Origin of the sequence: Paraburkholderia sp. BR10936 (assembly GCF_040965735.1) — a bacterium.
Classification (GTDB): Bacteria; Pseudomonadota; Gammaproteobacteria; order Burkholderiales; family Burkholderiaceae; genus Paraburkholderia; species Paraburkholderia nodosa_A.
In genome coordinates, this window is sequence record NZ_JBFRCM010000014.1 from 134,639 (window position 1) to 149,373 (window position 14,735).

The following is a 14,735-nucleotide window of genomic DNA, read 5'->3' on the forward strand; positions in this document are numbered from 1 at the left end:
AGGCGGCGGCAGGGCTGCGTGCGCCACCTCACTCCAGCGGAAAGCCATCCTTGAACGTCTGCCGCAGAAACTCCGTAAAGTGCTTGACCGCTCGCGGCACTTGCGCCCCATACGGCCGCACGACGTGCAATTGCGAAGCGAACGCGCCCACGGGGCGCCAGTTGGGCAGCAGCACGACGAGCTTGCCGGCCTGCAGCGCGGCCTGCGCGCTGAAATCGGGCAACAGCGCGATGCCGAGATGTTCCAGCGCCGCGTCGCGCAACGCCTCGCTGTTGTTCGCCGAGAACGGGCCGTTTACCGTCACCGTCTCGCGCGCGCCTTCCGCGCGGCGGCCGGCTTTCTCGAACGACCACACGCCCGCCCCCAGCGGGCGCGGATAGAACAGACAGTCGTGCTGCGCCAGATCGGCGGGCGTTTGCGGCGTGCCTCGCTGCCTGAGGTAAGGCCGCGTGGCGACGATGACCGAGCGCGTGTCGCAGAGCTTCCAGGCCACGTGGGTTTCCGGCACCTGCGCGCTATGGCGAATCGCGAGATCGAACCCTTCGGTCGCAATCGAGCTGAGCCGGTCGGAAAGCTCCAGTTGCACGCGCACTTCGGGATGCGTGCGCGAAAAGTGCGCGAGACGCGGCACCAGTTGCTGGCGCGCGAAGGCGACCGGTGCAGTGACGCGCACCGTGCCGCGGGCGACGTCGGCCATCTCGCGCACGCTCGCGAAGCTCGCGGCGATGCTGTCGAACTGCGCGCGCGTGTCCTCCACGAGCCGCAGCCCCGCCTCCGTGAAGCGCACGCTGCGCGTGGTGCGCTGCACAAGCGGCACGCCCGCCACGCGCTCCAGTTCCGCGATGCGCTGGCTCACGGCCGCCTTGCTCACGCCCAGGCGCGTCGCCGCCGCGGTATAGCTGCCCTGGGTGGCCAGCACATTGAGCCAGTGTAAATGCGTCCAGAGTGCTTCGACTCGCTGTGTATCCATCGATAAAAAGTCCGCGTCAAAACTCGTGAATCCCGCGTCGATACTAGCATGCCGTTCGCGCACTTTTCACAGACTACGCCAGTGATTGTTCACAGCTGAAAACAATCAATTCAGCGCCAGCGTCTTTCCTCGCCCCCGCACCCTCCGTAGACTGGCGGCACGCACTCACCTAACGAGGAGATGACATGCAGGCCTATACCGATTCCGCAGACGTAGTCCACTTCATCGGCGGCAAGACCGAGCGCGGCACGGGCGACCGCACGCAAGCGATCTTCAACCCCGCGACCGGCGCCGCCGCGCGCCGCCTCGTGCTGGGCGAAGTCGCCGACGTGGACGCCGCCGTGGCGAGCGCGAAAGCCGCGTTCCCGAAGTGGCGCGACACGCCGCCCATTCGCCGCGCGCGCGTCATGCTGCGGTTCCTCGAGCTGATGAACCGTCACGCGGACGAACTCGCGGCGATCATCACGGCCGAGCACGGCAAGGTCTTCTCCGACGCGCAGGGCGAAGTGGCGCGCGGTATCGACGTGATCGAATTCGCCTGCGGCATTCCGCAACTGCTCAAGGGCGACTACACCGAACAGGTTTCCACGGGCATGGACAACTGGACCGTGCGCCAGCCGCTGGGCGTGGTGGCGGGCATCACGCCGTTCAACTTCCCTTGCATGGTGCCGTGCTGGATGTTCCCAGTGGCGCTCGCAACCGGCTGCACGTTCATCCTCAAGCCTAGCGAGCGCGACCCTTCCGCTTCGCTTTTCATGGCGCGTCTGCTCACGGAAGCCGGCCTGCCCGACGGCGTGTTCAACGTCGTGCAAGGCGACAAGGCCGTGGTCGACGCCCTGCTCGCGCACCGCGACGTGAAGGCCGTGAGCTTCGTGGGCTCCACGCCGATCGCGAACTACATCTACGAGACCGGTGCGAAGCACGGCAAGCGCGTGCAGGCGCTCGGCGGCGCGAAGAACCACATGGTCGTGATGCCCGACGCGGACCTCGACAAGACCGTGGACGCGCTGATCGGCGCGGGCTACGGGTCGGCCGGCGAGCGCTGCATGGCGATCTCGGTGGCCGTGCTGGTGGGCGATGTGGCCGACAAGATCGTGCCGCGCCTCGCCGAGCGCGCACGCAGCCTCATCGTGAAGAACGGCATGGAAGCCGACGCGGAAATGGGCCCGATCGTCACGAAGCAGGCGCTCGAGCGCATCGAAGGCTATATCGCGAGCGGTGTGGAAGAAGGCGCGAAGCTCGTGGTGGACGGACGCGGCCTCGAGGTGCCGGGCCACGAAGCAGGCTTCTTCACCGGCGGTACGCTGTTCGACAACGTCACGCCCGAGATGCGCATCTACAAGGAAGAAATTTTCGGACCGGTGCTCGCCTGCGTGCGCGTGAAGGATTTCGCCGAGGCCGTGGAACTCATCAACGATCACGAGTTCGGTAACGGCGTCGCCTGCTTCACGAGCGACGGCCACGTGGCGCGCGAGTTCGGCCGCCAGATCGAAGTGGGCATGGTGGGCATCAACGTGCCGATTCCGGTGCCGATGGCATGGCACGGCTTTGGCGGCTGGAAGCGCAGCCTCTTTGGCGACATGCACGCGTATGGCGAAGAAGGCGTGCGCTTCTATACGAAGCAGAAGTCGATCATGCAGCGCTGGCCGGAAAGCACCGAAAAGGGTGCGGAATTTTCGATGCCGGTGGCGAAGTAACAGTTGTCGGGCCTGCGTGAGTTTGCGTGGCGTGGACACTGGCCTCGCGGTCGCATCAAAGGACGCCATTCATGCTTTGATGAAGTGTCACTGATCATCACGACGCCATGACGCGTCGGCAGTGCGAGACGCGCTGCGCACGGTCAGTCCGGTTGCGCGCCGAGCATGCGCGAAATATCCGCGACGAGCGCATCCACCGCCACGCGCACCTTCGACGGCATGTGACGCGCCTTCTGCCGCACGACGTGCACTTCGTCGCCCATCACGCTCTTGCTGTCCATGACGAGTTCGAGTCGACCGTCGCTCAAATACGGGCTCATGAGCCAGCACGGCAGCCACGCGAGACCGGCGCCGGCGGCGGCGGCATCGGCGATCGCCAGCAGGTCGTCGAAGCACAGCCGCGACGCGAGCCGGCATTCCTCGATCTCGCCGCCGGGCCCGCGCACGCGCCAAGCCGGGCTCTGTCCCGCTCGGCCATAGGCGATGCCCGTGTGAGTGGCGAGGGCTGCGACGTCCGCGGGCTTGCCGTGTTGCGCGAGATACGCAGACGACGCGCAGATCCCCATGCGCTGCACGCCAAGCCGGCGCGCGACGAGCGTGCCGTGATCGGGCAGCGTCCCGATGCGTACGGCCAGATCGAAGCCGTCCTCGACGAGATCGGCCACCCGGTCGCTAAACGAGAGTTCGACATTCAGACGCGGATGCTCCTCCACGAGCCGCCGCACCACGGGCGCCACGCACTGGCGTCCGAACAGCACCGGCGCGCTGATCCGCAAGCGCCCCGCAGGCTCGCGCCGTCCGTGATCGAAGGCGGCTTCCACGGCGCTCAGCTCCCCCAGCACGCGGCGGCACTGCTCGTAGTACGCGTGGCCTTCGTCGGTGAGGCTCAAGCTGCGCGTGGTCCGCTGCAGCAGGCGCACGCCAAGGCGCTGTTCGAGCCGCGCGACGATCTTCGCGACCGCCGAGCGCGTCACGCCAAGGCGCTCGCCCGCGGCGGAGAAGCTGCCCGCGTCCACCACGTCTACGAATTCGGCCACGCCGTTCAGGCGATCGTTCATATCCCCACTCCTTTTGTATCCACCGCGGCGACAACCAAGCTCCGGAATCTCACCAATGTCGCCTCGCAAGCAACACTATCATAGGTGCTCCCACTCGTACTGGAGCAGTCATGAACGCATGGAAACTGAAGGCCGGCAGCGGCCATGGCGCACTCGCGCGCACCGACTTCACGCCGCGCGCGCCCGGTCCGCATGACGTGGTCGTGAAGATTCACGCAGCCTCGCTCAACTATCGCGACCTGATGTTCGCGCGCGGCGATTACCTCGGCCTTGGCGACACGCCGCTCGTGCCCGTCGCCGACGGCGCGGGCGAAGTGGTCGAAGTCGGTGCGGCCGTCACGCGCTTCAAGCCCGGCGACCGCGTGATCAACACCTACTTCCCGCATTGGGTGGATGGCCCACCCACACCGTGGAAAGTGCGCGAGTCGCCCGGTGCGCAATTCGACGGGGTGCTCGCCGAACGCTTCGTCGCTGAGGAAACCTCGCTCGTCTCGATTCCCGCGCACCTGAGCTACGAGGAGGCCGCAACGATCTCGTGCGCCGGCATCACCGCCTGGAACGCGATCTTCGCCGATGGCGGCGCACGGCCCGGTGCGACCGTGGTGCTGCTCGGCACCGGTGGCGTGTCGATCTGGGGGCTGCAGCTCGCCCACGCGGCGGGCTTGCGGACCATCATCACCTCTTCGAGCGACGAGAAGCTCGAACGCGCCCGCACCCTCGGCGCGAGCGAGACCATCAACTATCGTTCGCATCCCGAATGGCAGGACGAAGTGCTGCGGCTCACGGGCGGCGAAGGCGCGGATATCGTCGTGGAAGTGGGCGGACGCGATACGCTGCCGCGCTCGGTGGCGGCCGCGAAGATGGGCGGGCTCGTTTCGATCATCGGCGGCGTGACGAGTTTCGCGGGCCCCGAATTGGGGTTGCTATCGGTGATCGGCGGTATCAAGCGTCTGCACGGCATCATGGTCGGCAGCCGCACGATGCTCGACGACCTCACACGTTTCGTCGCCGCGCAGCAGATTCGCCCCGTGGTGGATCGCGTGTTCGCTTTCGAGGAAGCGCCCGAAGCTTACGCGTGGCTGGAAGCCGGCAAGCATTTCGGCAAGGTCGTGATACGCGTGGCCTGAGAGCACGTGCGCAGAAAAGCGAAGCGGGCACGCATGGTGCCCGCTCCGTTCTTCCTGTGCCGGTCGTTCTAGAAAACCGGATGCCCGTTGATCACGCTGGGCAGCCACGTCGAGAAGAACGGAAAGTAGGTGACCAGATTGATCGCGCTAAAAATCGCGAGATAGTATGGCCACGCGACCTTGGTCGTCTCCCCGATCGACACGTCGCCGATGGCGCAGCCGATGAACTGCACCGAGCCGATTGGCGGATGCACGAGGCCCAGCGCGCAGTTCAGCAGGATCATGATGCCGAACTGCACCGGCCCCACGCCGCTATGCATGGCGAGCGGCAGGAAGAGCGGCGTCGTGATGAGGATGTGCGCCGCCATGTCGATGAACGTGCCCAGAAACACCTGAATGATGTTGATGTAGAGAAGCATCAGCCAGGGAAGGGTCGTGGCATGTTCGAGCACGCGCTCGATGGCCTCCGGAATCTCCAGATAAGCCATCTGATAGCGCAGCATGTTCGACACCGCGATCAGCAGCAGCACCACGCCCGTGGTCTTGGCCGCACGCGAGAGGGCGAAGAACAGCTTCTCCTTTGTCATCGAGCGATACACGACCACGGTGAGCGCGAGCGAATACACCACGGCAATCGCGGCCGCTTCGGTGGCGGTCGCAATGCCCCGCGCCACGCAGAAGAGAATGATCGCGATCACGAACAGCCCAGGCAGCGCGCCGAGGAACGCCCGCACCACGGCGAGCCAGCCGGGAAACACCTGCAGCCTGGTCGAGCCGTCCGCGCTGCGCGGATAGCCGAAGCGGCGCGCCTGCCAGTAAGCCGCAATCAGCACGAAGCCCATGACCCACAACACCGGCAGCAGGCCCGAGAAAAGCAGGTCGCCGATCGACACGCCGCTCATCTGCTGGCCGTTCAGCGTGCCCGTAATGCCTTGCGCCGCGAACGCATAGATGATCATGTTGGTCGAGGTGGGCATCAACGCGCCCGCCAGCGACGAGTGCGTCGTCACGTTGACGGCATAGGCCGCGCTATAGCCTTCGCGCTTCATGAGCGGAATGACCACGCCACCCATCGCCGACGTATCGGCGGAAGGCGAACCGGAAACGCCGCCGAACAGCGTGCACGCGACGACATTGGCCATGCCGAGTCCGCCACGGAAATGTCCCACTGCAGCCTGGGCGAAGCGCAGGATGCGGTCGGCAATGCCGCCGTGCAGCATCAGCTCGCCGGAGAAAATGAAGAAAGGTACCGCGAGAAACGAAAACGCGTTCATGCCCGAGATCATCGACTGCATGGCAGTCGCGGCCGGCAGTCCTTCGTAAAGGTACGTGCTGACGCAGGCGAGCCCCAGGGAGAAAGAAACCGGCACCCCAACGGCGAGGAGCACCAAAAAACTGAGCGAAAGAATTGCGAGTTCCATGTTTGCCCTACTTTGCCTTGCGTACGAACAGCGCCAGAAGATGCTCGAGCGAGAACAGCACGATGCAGGTACCGGCCACGACCGGTATGACATAGCGCACCGCTTCCGGTATGCCGAGAATCGCGATGTGGTCATCCATGGTCGTGTCCGCCATTTGCAGGCAGCCGAAGAAAATCGCCACGCCGAGCGCGATCAGGCAGAGATGCTGGAACGCCTCGGCGATCAGTTGCCCCCGCGGGGAAAGCTTCTTGACGAGCGAATCGAGACCGATATGCCCGCGCTCGCGCACCTTGAGCGCGGCGCCGAACATGGCGATCGTGACTACCAGCAGCAACGCGATCGGCTCGACGAAATCGGGTGCGCTCTCGAACACGTAGCGCATGATCACGCCGTAGAAGACGAGAACCGTCAGCGCGGCGAGCGCAACCGAGGCAACGATCGTCAGCAGGCGAAACAGCAAATCGTTGGGGAGTTTCAGGAAAGTCATGATCCATCCTTGCACGGCACACACTGCACAACGGCGTTTTTCCGGCTCCGCGCCGCTTGTGACGCGGAGCCCCGGGCTTTAGTGAATCGCCTGGATTTCGTCCACGATCTTCTTCATGTCGGCCGTCTTTTCATACTTCGTCCAGACCGGCTGCATGGCCTTCACGAAGGCCGCGCGATCGACCTGCGCGGCCGGAATGATGGTCGCGCCGCCCTTTTCCACCGTCTTGCCCGCCGTGTCTTCGCGCGCCGTCCAGAGCTTCACGTAGTACGGCACCGAGTCGGCTGCGGCCTTCTTGATGATCTCCTGCTCCTGCGGCGTGAGCGTGTCCCATACCTTCTTCGAGAACACCAGCACCTCCGGGGTCATGGCATGGTCCGTCTCGGAATACACCTGCGCCACTTCGTAGTGCCTGGTTTCCTCGTACGACGGCAGGTTGTTTTCCGCTGCATCCACGAGGCCCGTTTTCAAGCCCGTATAGACTTCGGCGAACGGCATCGGCGTGGGCGTGCCGCCCATGGCCTTGATTTCGTCGACCATGAGGTCAGACGGCTGCACGCGCACCTTCAGGCCCTTCATGTCGGCCGGCGACTTGATCGGACGCTTCGCGTAGATCGAGCGCGCGCCGCTCTCGTAGAACGTCAGCGCAATCATGCCCTTGGCCTTGAACGCGTCGAGAATCTTCTGGCCTTCGGGGCCGTACATCACCTTGCGGAAATGGTCGATGTCGCGAAAGAGGAACGGTAACGAAGGAATCATCGATTCCGGCACGATCTCGTTGAACGCGGCGCCATTGGCGCGCACCATGTCGAGCGCGCCGATACGCACCTGATCGATCGTATCGTTCTCCGAACCGAGTGCGCTGTTGCCGAACACCTTGATCGAGTCCTTGCCGCCCGTGGCCTGCGAAATTTCCTCGCCCATGTGCTTGAGCGCCATGTTGGTCGGAAAGGTGTCGCTGTGCACGTCGGCGACACGGAACACGCGCGCGTGCGCGGTGCCTGAGATGAGCGCGAGCGCCGCCGCCAGAACGGTCATTGCGGTCTTCGCGGTGCGTGCACCCTGTGAGTTGCGAAAGGTCTTTTTCATTGCTTGCCCCAAGAATGGAAGAGTTGTTTTCGAGCCGTGTTTGGGCTGATTCGCTGGCCAACCGGGTGTCTCAGAACCGGTGGTGGGTGATGCCTGCGTGAAGGACGACGCAAAGGCGGGGGCGGGCGCCGGCAATCGCCACCCCGACCACAGCGCACTTCGACCGGCGCCTGTTTTCCGCCATTTTCCGATCTCCTTTTGTTCTTCGTGTGCCACTTCTGGAAAACGTTTTCTCGAAATTTAATGCGTTCCCTTCAAAATGGCTAGTAGGTAGTTACGCGGAGCGAAGCAGGGTTGGCGTGGCCCAGTTGGCGTATCGGAAACAGGCGTGGCAAGGCCGCCGGCCGTTGTCTGGCGGCCAGCGCGGGGGATCTACAGCGATCAGGGAATCAGCGACAGGCGACGGTCGAGTCGCGCACGACGAGGCGGGGTTCGAGCACGACCTGCTCGACATCGGCGCGGCCGGCCAGGACGTCGATGAGCTTTTGCATGGCCAGTTCGCCCATGCGCTCGCTCTGCCCGTCGATCGTGGTCAGGCGCGGCTCGACGTATTCGCCATAGGGCACGTTGTCGATGCCGGCAACCGAGACGTCCTGCGGCACGCGAAAGCCGAGCGACCTGGCCTCCTTCATGAAGCCGAGCGCAATGAGGTCGTTGTAGCAGATCACCGCCTGCGGGCGTTTCGGGCCGAGCATCACCCGCGAGCAGGCGTGCTCGCCCGCCTGGGCGGTCGGCGCGTGCGTTTCGTAAACATCGAGCGTGAGGCCGGCCTCGGCCAGCGCCTCGGTGGCGCCGGCAATACGCTCGTCGTTGATGGTCGCCGCGGCGAAGCCCAGATAGGCGATATGCCGGTGCCCGAGATTGAGCAGATGACGCACCAGCATAGACGTCGCGAGCCGGTTGTCGAAACCGACGGTGGGCATGTCGAGCCCGCGCACGGTCCTGAGCATGACGACCGGCTTGCCCAGATTCATCGTCCACCGGGCGATTTCCTCGGAAGCCCGCGAGCTGACGATGAGCCCGTCCACGCGCGGCGCGAGCGCTTCGATGAGGGAGCGTTCGCGGGCGAGATTCTCTTCGGCGTCCACGAGAAGCAGCGTGTAGTCGTGCTGGAGCGCCACACGGTTCGCGCCCTTGACCACGTTCGTGAAGTGCGGGTTCGCGATGTCCAGAATGGCGATGCCGATGGTGCGCGTGCGCCCCGTGATCATCGAGCGCGCCAGCGGATTGGAGCGGTAGCCGAGCAGCGCGATGGCGTCCTTGACCTTCGCTTCCACCGCCGGCGAAAAGCGCTGGGTGCCGTTCACGTACTTCGATACCGTCGCGACCGAAACGCCGGCCATGGCGGCGACATCGCGAATCGTCGGGGAACCACTTTTCATAGATCGGCAACGCGAGGGAGGATCGACGGCGAGCATTGTCGCAGAAACGGACCTGGGGTGAACCCCGGTATTCGCCGCAGGTATTCCTCCATTGACGCTGCGACTGCCGATGGCTATATTCGGAAAACGTTTTCCTCGCGTTTTCAATACCAGAATATCTCCAGGGAGCCCTGATGTCGCAACACCCACCTGTAGCCAAACCGTTCGGCCGCCTTCTTCTTACCGGCGCGGGCGGCAATCTGGGCCGTCAGTTGCGCGGCGCGCTCGCGAACTGGGCCGAGATCGTTCGCGTCAGCGACATCACGGAGCCGGGCGAGGCGGCGGCACACGAGGAAACGCGCCGCGTCGACCTCTCGGATCGCGCGGCGGTCATGCAACTCGTGGAGGGCGTGGATGCGATCGTGCACCTGGGCGGCATCTCCATCGATGCGCCATTCGACGATCTACTCGAAGCCAACATTCGCGGCACGTACAACCTCTATGAAGCCGCGCGCAAGCACGGCGTCAAGCGCATCGTCTACGCCAGCTCCAATCACGTCACGGGCTTCCATCCCGTCACGAGCGTGCTCGATACCGATGCGGCGCACCGGCCGGACAGCCTGTACGGCGTGACGAAATGCTTCGGCGAATCGCTGTCGCGCTATTACTTCGATCGCTTCGGCATGGAGACGGTCTGCCTGCGCATCGGTTCGTCGTTCGAAGAACCGAAGAACGCACGCATGCTCGTGACGTTCCTGAGCTATCGCGACTTCATCGAACTCGTGCGCTGCTCGCTGTTCACCAACCGCGTGGGTCATGCGATCGTCTATGGCGTGTCGGACAATCCGGCGAGCTGGTGGGACAACGGCAAGGCGGGATTCCTCGGCTACCGCCCGCGCGACAGCTCGGCGCCGTACGCCGAGCGCTTCCCGGCGACCGCGCCGAACGCCGAGCTCGGCGACGCTGCGCAGCAGTATCAGGGCGGACCGTTCGTGCTCGGCGAGCCGATGCATGGCGCCGAACGCTGATCGGAGTCCTGATAAAAGGGAAGACGGGCCCGGACGCCTGCAAGCAGACTGCCCTGGCCGCGAAGCGGCTAGGGCAGGGTTGCGCGGCGATTGACAGTTAGTTGCACATTTACTGGCGTGTCATGCACCTACCGCCGCCCTCGCCCGGCAGCGAATACAACTTGCAGACTGTATTTTTAAATTACAGCCTGTGATTTGTATTTTTACTTTACAGGGTATAGACTGTATCCGACTGCGCCGCGCGTTTCCGTTTGCCTCGGCCGTCTGCAACGGCATTTCGCCGCCCGGAGTTGCCGTGGACTACCCTCTCAAGACCCTGAGCCAGCTGCGCCCGATTCTCGTCGGCTTCCGCAAGAAGGCCGGCCTCACCCAGAAAGACATCGCCGCGCGGCTCGGCATCTCGCAGCAGAGCTATGCCGCGTTCGAGGCGAATCCCGAAGCCGCGAGCGTCGAGCGGCTCGTGCGGGTCTTGCGCCTCGTCGACGTCGAAATCAAGCTCGGCGCGCCCGAAGCCAAGGCCTCGCCTGTCGCGGCGAAAGCCGCGCCCCGCCCGGCCAAAGCACCTGCGGCTGCAGCCAGGACGCCGAGCGCGGCCAAACCCCCGGCCGCCCGCAAACGCACCCGCGCCACGCCGGCGGAGGCCGCGCCGCAGCGCCAGTCCGCCGGCCGCCGCAAGCCGAGGGAGGACTGGTGAGCACACGCCCCCGCCTGCCCAACCGGCTCGACCTGTGGATGAACGGCCTCCCGGTGGGCTACTGGGAGAACGTGCGCGGCAACGAACGCCTCGTCTACCTCGACAGCTGGCTCGACGACGAGCAAGGCCGCCCCCTTTCGCTCTCGCTGCCATTCACGCCCGGCAACCAGCCCTACCGCGGCCAGATCGTCGCGGACTATTTCGACAATCTGCTGCCGGACAGCGACCGCATCCGCAGACGCATCGCCGCGCGCTACCAGACCGGCGGCACCTCGCCGTTCGAGCTGCTCGCCGCGCTCGGCCGCGATTGCGTGGGCGCGCTGCAGATCCTTCCAGCTGGCGAAGCGCCCACCGGCCTGAAGAGCATCAAGGGGCGCGCCCTGAGCGAAGGCGACATCGCGCAACTGCTGCGCGAAACCACCGCCACGCCGCATGCGGGCGAGCACGAAGCCGTGGACAGCCTGCGGCTGTCGATCGCCGGGGCGCAGGAAAAGACCGCACTGCTGCGGCATGGCGGCCAGTGGCTGCTTCCGCAGGGCAGCACGCCGACCACGCACATCCTGAAGCTGCCGCTCGGCCTCGTCGGCAACATGCGCGCCGACATGCGCACCTCGGTGGAAAACGAGTGGCTGTGCACGCAAATCATCGCGGGCTACGGTTTGCCCGTCGCGCCGTGCGAAATCGCGCAATTCGAGGACGCGAAGGCACTGATCGTGGAGCGTTTCGACCGGCGTCTTGCGAGCGACGCCAGGTGGATCGTGCGCCTGCCGCAGGAGGATCTGTGCCAGGCCACGGGCACGTCCGGGCTCGCCAAATACGAAGCCGACGGCGGCCCCGGCATCGACGCGATCATGCAGGTGCTGGACGGCTCCGTGCAGGCCACGGCCGATCGCCGCAACTTCTTCGTCACGCAGGTCATCTTCTGGCTGCTCGCGGCCACGGACGGCCACGCGAAGAACTACAGCATTGCGCTGCTGCCCGGCAGCAAGTACGCCGCCACGCCGCTCTACGACGTGCTCAGCGCGCATCCGGTCGTCGGCCGGGGCCGCAATCATATTGCGCCGCAGCGCGTGAGCCTTGCGATGGCCGTGCGCGGACGCAACCGGCACTATCGCGTCGAGGAGATCTATCCGCGCCACTGGATCGCGCAAGGCCAGCGCGTGGGATTCTCCGCGGCGGATGTCGAAGCGATGCTCGCGCAGGTGGCAGCGCAAACGCCGCGCGTGATCGAAGCCGTCGCGGCGCAGATCCCCGCCGATTTCCCCGCAGATGTAGCCGACGCCGTTTTCGCCGGCATGCGCCGGCTCGCCGCGAGGCTTACCGCGTAGGCGAAATCAGCCGCCCGCAAGCTCATCGTCGTCGATCGCGCGCGTGAGCAGGTCGAGAAAGGCCTGCATGGTTTGCGGCAGCGTGCGGCCCGCCATCGTCTGGATCTGCAGCGTGCGCTGATGCAGTTCCGGGTTCGTGAGCGGCACGGCGGCCAGCCCCTCCACCTCGAGACGGCCTCGCACGGTCAGAAAGCCGGTGAACGTCACGGCATCGGTGAGGCGTACGAATCGTTGCAACGCCACATGATAGTTGCTGACGAACACCGGCTCGAAGATCAGCCCTTCGAGGCTGCACGCGATGTCGAGGAGCTGGCGGATCGTCACGCCCTGGCTGTTCATGGCGACCGGCCAGGGGATCAGATCGCGCAACGACAGCGACTCGCGCGCCGCCAGCGGATGATCGCGCCGCATGAGCGCGAAGATCGGCGCGCGCTGCGAACAGTGCACGGCAATCTCCTTCTCGGGCGCGACGCTGAAGCACAGCGCGATATCGGCTGTGCCCTCGCGCACGCGCTGCGTTGCAACAGAAGGCGCGGACACGTCCAGCTGAAAATGCGTTTGCGGATGGCTCCGGAGAAAGTGAGCAAATACCTGTGGCAGAAAATCCGGCGCGAGGCCTTCGGAACTCGCAACGCGGATAGTCGCGCGACCGCCCTCGCTCAGCCCGCGAATCTCGCCGACCACGCGCTCCGTTTCGAGCAGGCTGCGCCGCGCGTGCTCGGCCAGCATGCGCCCCGCCTCGCTCAGCACCATGCCGCGCGGGCGCCGTTCGAATAACGGCGTGCCGAGTTCTTCTTCGAGCCGGGCGATCTGCCGGCTGAGCGCAGACACGGCAACGTAGAGCCGCTCGGACGCCTTGCTCAGCGAGCCGCTGCGGGCCACTTCCAGAAAATAGCGCAGTGCGGTGTTGTCCATGTCGATGAGCGCGGTCTCGTCCGCTTTGCCGTTTCGGCAAAGATAGATCACAAATATTGTAATTGTGCAGAAATATCGGTGGTTGCAGGATCGGTCGACGTCATCAAACGCCATCGAACAGAGGGAGACGCGCGTTGACCCGTGACACCGCCATTCAAACTGCAGTCGATCAATACGATTCAGGCCGCTTCCTGAACGACCTGCGCCGCCGCGTGGCGTTTCGCACCGAGAGCCAGGAGCCGGAGAGCGGCGGCCGTTTGCGCGCCTATCTGGACGAGGAACTCACGCCGCTGCTCACCCAATGGGGTTTCACCTGCCGGGTCGTCGAGAATCCCGCCAACGGCGCGGGCCCGTTCCTGATTGCTCACCGCCACGAAGACGATGCGCTGCCCACCGCGCTCAGCTACGGCCACGGCGACGTGGTACGCGGCTACGACGCGCAATGGCGCTCGGGCCTCACGCCATGGGACGTAACTGTCGACGGCGAGCGCTGGTACGGCCGCGGCACCGCCGACAACAAAGGCCAGCACAGCATCAACCTCGCGGCGCTCGAGGCCGTGCTCGACGCGCGCGGCGGCAAACTCGGCTTCAACCTCAAGCTGCTGTTCGAAACGGGCGAGGAAGTCGGCTCGCCGGGCCTGCACGAACTGTGCACGCGGTTGCGCGACGAACTCGCCGCCGACGTGCTGATCGCCTCCGACGGACCGCGCCTGAGCGCGCACCGTCCGACAATCTTTCTCGGCTCGCGCGGCCTCGTCAATTTCAAGCTCGAACTCACGCTGCGCGAAGGCAGTCATCATTCGGGCAACTGGGGCGGCCTGCTGCGCAATCCGGGCGTCGTGCTCGCGAATGCGATCGCTTCCATGGTCGATGCGCACGGCAAGATCCTCGTCGATGGCCTGCGCCCGCCGCCGATTCCGGAATCCGTGCGCCGCGCGCTCGCCGATATTCGCGTGGGCGGCAATCCGGGCGAGCCCGAGGTCGATCGCGACTACGGCGAGCCGGGCCTCACGCCCACCGAGCGCGTGTTCGGCTGGAACAATCTGGAAGTGCTCGCGTTCCGCACGGGCAACCCCGAGAAGCCCGTGAACGCGATTCCGCCGCACGCCATCGCGTACATGCAGATCCGCTTCGTCGTGGGCACGAACTGGCAGGACCTCGAACGGATCGTGCGCGCGCACCTCGATGCGCACGGCTTCGAGATGATCGAACTCGAAGTGGAACGCGGCGCACCGGCCACGCGCGTCGATCCCGACAACGCCTGGGTGCAGTGGGCGCTGCGCTCGCTGCGCGAGACCACGGGAGCCGACCCCGTGCTGCTGCCGAATCTCGGCGGCACGCTGCCCAACGACGTATTCGCCGAGGTGCTCGGCATGCCCACGCTGTGGGTCCCGCATTCGTATCCGGGCTGCTCGCAGCACGCGCCGAACGAGCACCTGCTCGGCCAGGTCGTGCGCGACGGGCTGCGCATCATGGCTGGCCTCTTCTGGGACCTCGGCGCAAGAGAGGCCGGCGCGTCCAACCCCGCACCGCATCCCACCACGCTTGCATGAGGACGTC

Annotated in this window: 13 protein-coding genes; 6 read left to right on the plus strand and 7 right to left on the minus strand. The window is 65.4% G+C overall.

Annotation, left to right across the window (positions count from 1 at the left end; all coding sequences use genetic code 11):
• Window positions 1–28: 28 nt before the first annotated feature.
• Window positions 29–970: a LysR family transcriptional regulator gene (locus AB4Y36_RS26865; protein WP_342948781.1), complete on the minus strand. Its 942-nt coding sequence runs from the start codon at window positions 968–970 to the stop codon at window positions 29–31.
• 185 nt (window positions 971–1,155) lie between these two features.
• On the opposite strand from AB4Y36_RS26865, the gene AB4Y36_RS26870 reads away from it, so the two are divergent.
• A complete protein-coding gene (locus AB4Y36_RS26870) occupies window positions 1,156–2,667 on the plus strand; it encodes a CoA-acylating methylmalonate-semialdehyde dehydrogenase (protein ID WP_368618851.1) in 1,512 nt (503 codons plus the stop codon).
• Between the two features lie 143 nt (window positions 2,668–2,810).
• Here the strand turns inward: AB4Y36_RS26870 and AB4Y36_RS26875 are convergent, their stop codons facing one another.
• A complete protein-coding gene (locus AB4Y36_RS26875) occupies window positions 2,811–3,725 on the minus strand; it encodes a LysR family transcriptional regulator (protein WP_069266654.1) in 915 nt (304 codons plus the stop codon).
• Between the two features lie 110 nt (window positions 3,726–3,835).
• Between AB4Y36_RS26875 and AB4Y36_RS26880 the strand changes: the two genes are divergently transcribed.
• Window positions 3,836–4,852: an NAD(P)-dependent alcohol dehydrogenase gene (locus AB4Y36_RS26880; RefSeq protein ID WP_368604435.1), complete on the plus strand. Its 1,017-nt coding sequence runs from the start codon at window positions 3,836–3,838 to the stop codon at window positions 4,850–4,852.
• Window positions 4,853–4,920: 68 nt separating this feature from the next.
• On the opposite strand, the gene AB4Y36_RS26885 is transcribed toward AB4Y36_RS26880, so the two are convergent.
• The 4 genes from AB4Y36_RS26885 to AB4Y36_RS26900 form a co-directional block, all read right to left on the minus strand.
• Window positions 4,921–6,273 (minus strand): TRAP transporter large permease, encoded by a 1,353-nt coding sequence (locus tag AB4Y36_RS26885; RefSeq protein ID WP_069266656.1) that lies wholly within the window; start codon window positions 6,271–6,273, stop codon window positions 4,921–4,923.
• 7 nt (window positions 6,274–6,280) lie between these two features.
• Window positions 6,281–6,760 carry a TRAP transporter small permease gene (locus tag AB4Y36_RS26890; RefSeq protein ID WP_069266657.1) on the minus strand — a complete coding sequence of 160 codons (480 nt, stop codon included), beginning with the start codon at window positions 6,758–6,760 and terminating at the stop codon, window positions 6,281–6,283.
• A 78-nt stretch (window positions 6,761–6,838) separates the two neighbouring features.
• On the minus strand, window positions 6,839–7,798 hold the full coding sequence (locus AB4Y36_RS26895) for a TRAP transporter substrate-binding protein (RefSeq protein ID WP_368684667.1): 960 nt from the start codon (window positions 7,796–7,798) through the stop codon (window positions 6,839–6,841).
• A 440-nt stretch (window positions 7,799–8,238) separates the two neighbouring features.
• Window positions 8,239–9,231: a LacI family DNA-binding transcriptional regulator gene (locus tag AB4Y36_RS26900; RefSeq protein WP_069266659.1), complete on the minus strand. Its 993-nt coding sequence runs from the start codon at window positions 9,229–9,231 to the stop codon at window positions 8,239–8,241.
• A gap of 173 nt (window positions 9,232–9,404) precedes the next feature.
• Between AB4Y36_RS26900 and AB4Y36_RS26905 the strand changes: the two genes are divergently transcribed.
• The 3 genes from AB4Y36_RS26905 to AB4Y36_RS26915 all read left to right on the plus strand — a co-directional run bounded on the left by AB4Y36_RS26905 (window position 9,405) and on the right by AB4Y36_RS26915 (window position 12,260).
• Complete coding sequence (locus tag AB4Y36_RS26905; protein ID WP_368684604.1) at window positions 9,405–10,238, plus strand: NAD-dependent epimerase/dehydratase family protein; 834 nt, start codon at window positions 9,405–9,407, stop codon at window positions 10,236–10,238.
• Between the two features lie 295 nt (window positions 10,239–10,533).
• Entirely contained in the window at window positions 10,534–10,932 is a 399-nt protein-coding gene (locus tag AB4Y36_RS26910; protein ID WP_368684605.1) for a helix-turn-helix transcriptional regulator, read from the plus strand.
• Window positions 10,933–10,970: 38 nt separating this feature from the next.
• Window positions 10,971–12,260, plus strand: a complete 1,290-nt coding sequence (locus tag AB4Y36_RS26915; protein WP_368684668.1) for a type II toxin-antitoxin system HipA family toxin — start codon at window positions 10,971–10,973, stop codon at window positions 12,258–12,260.
• A gap of 6 nt (window positions 12,261–12,266) precedes the next feature.
• On the opposite strand, the gene AB4Y36_RS26920 is transcribed toward AB4Y36_RS26915, so the two are convergent.
• Complete coding sequence (locus AB4Y36_RS26920) at window positions 12,267–13,175, minus strand: LysR substrate-binding domain-containing protein (RefSeq protein WP_368684606.1); 909 nt, start codon at window positions 13,173–13,175, stop codon at window positions 12,267–12,269.
• A gap of 134 nt (window positions 13,176–13,309) precedes the next feature.
• Here AB4Y36_RS26920 and AB4Y36_RS26925 point away from each other — a divergent pair, with 134 nt between their 5' ends.
• The gene (locus AB4Y36_RS26925) at window positions 13,310–14,728 is read left to right on the plus strand and encodes a M20 family metallopeptidase (RefSeq protein WP_368684607.1); all 1,419 of its coding nucleotides are present in this window, start codon (window positions 13,310–13,312) and stop codon (window positions 14,726–14,728) included.
• The last annotated feature ends 7 nt before the right edge of the window (window positions 14,729–14,735 follow it).

What these genes read in the sequence shown, in the direction of transcription:
- AB4Y36_RS26885 (WP_069266656.1), bottom strand. Translation starts at nt 6,273, where the DNA reads ATGGAACTCGCAATTCTTTCGCTCAGTTTTTTGGTGCTCCTCGCCGTT.
- AB4Y36_RS26870 (WP_368618851.1), top strand. Translation starts at nt 1,156, where the DNA reads ATGCAGGCCTATACCGATTCCGCAGACGTAGTCCACTTCATCGGCGGC.
- AB4Y36_RS26920 (WP_368684606.1), bottom strand. Translation starts at nt 13,175, where the DNA reads ATGGACAACACCGCACTGCGCTATTTTCTGGAAGTGGCCCGCAGCGGC.
- AB4Y36_RS26905 (WP_368684604.1), top strand. Translation starts at nt 9,405, where the DNA reads ATGTCGCAACACCCACCTGTAGCCAAACCGTTCGGCCGCCTTCTTCTT.
- AB4Y36_RS26875 (WP_069266654.1), bottom strand. Translation starts at nt 3,725, where the DNA reads ATGAACGATCGCCTGAACGGCGTGGCCGAATTCGTAGACGTGGTGGAC.
- AB4Y36_RS26900 (WP_069266659.1), bottom strand. Translation starts at nt 9,231, where the DNA reads ATGAAAAGTGGTTCCCCGACGATTCGCGATGTCGCCGCCATGGCCGGC.
- AB4Y36_RS26915 (WP_368684668.1), top strand. Translation starts at nt 10,971, where the DNA reads ATGAACGGCCTCCCGGTGGGCTACTGGGAGAACGTGCGCGGCAACGAA.
- AB4Y36_RS26890 (WP_069266657.1), bottom strand. Translation starts at nt 6,760, where the DNA reads ATGACTTTCCTGAAACTCCCCAACGATTTGCTGTTTCGCCTGCTGACG.
- AB4Y36_RS26880 (WP_368604435.1), top strand. Translation starts at nt 3,836, where the DNA reads ATGAACGCATGGAAACTGAAGGCCGGCAGCGGCCATGGCGCACTCGCG.
- AB4Y36_RS26865 (WP_342948781.1), bottom strand. Translation starts at nt 970, where the DNA reads ATGGATACACAGCGAGTCGAAGCACTCTGGACGCATTTACACTGGCTC.
- AB4Y36_RS26895 (WP_368684667.1), bottom strand. Translation starts at nt 7,798, where the DNA reads ATGACCGTTCTGGCGGCGGCGCTCGCGCTCATCTCAGGCACCGCGCAC.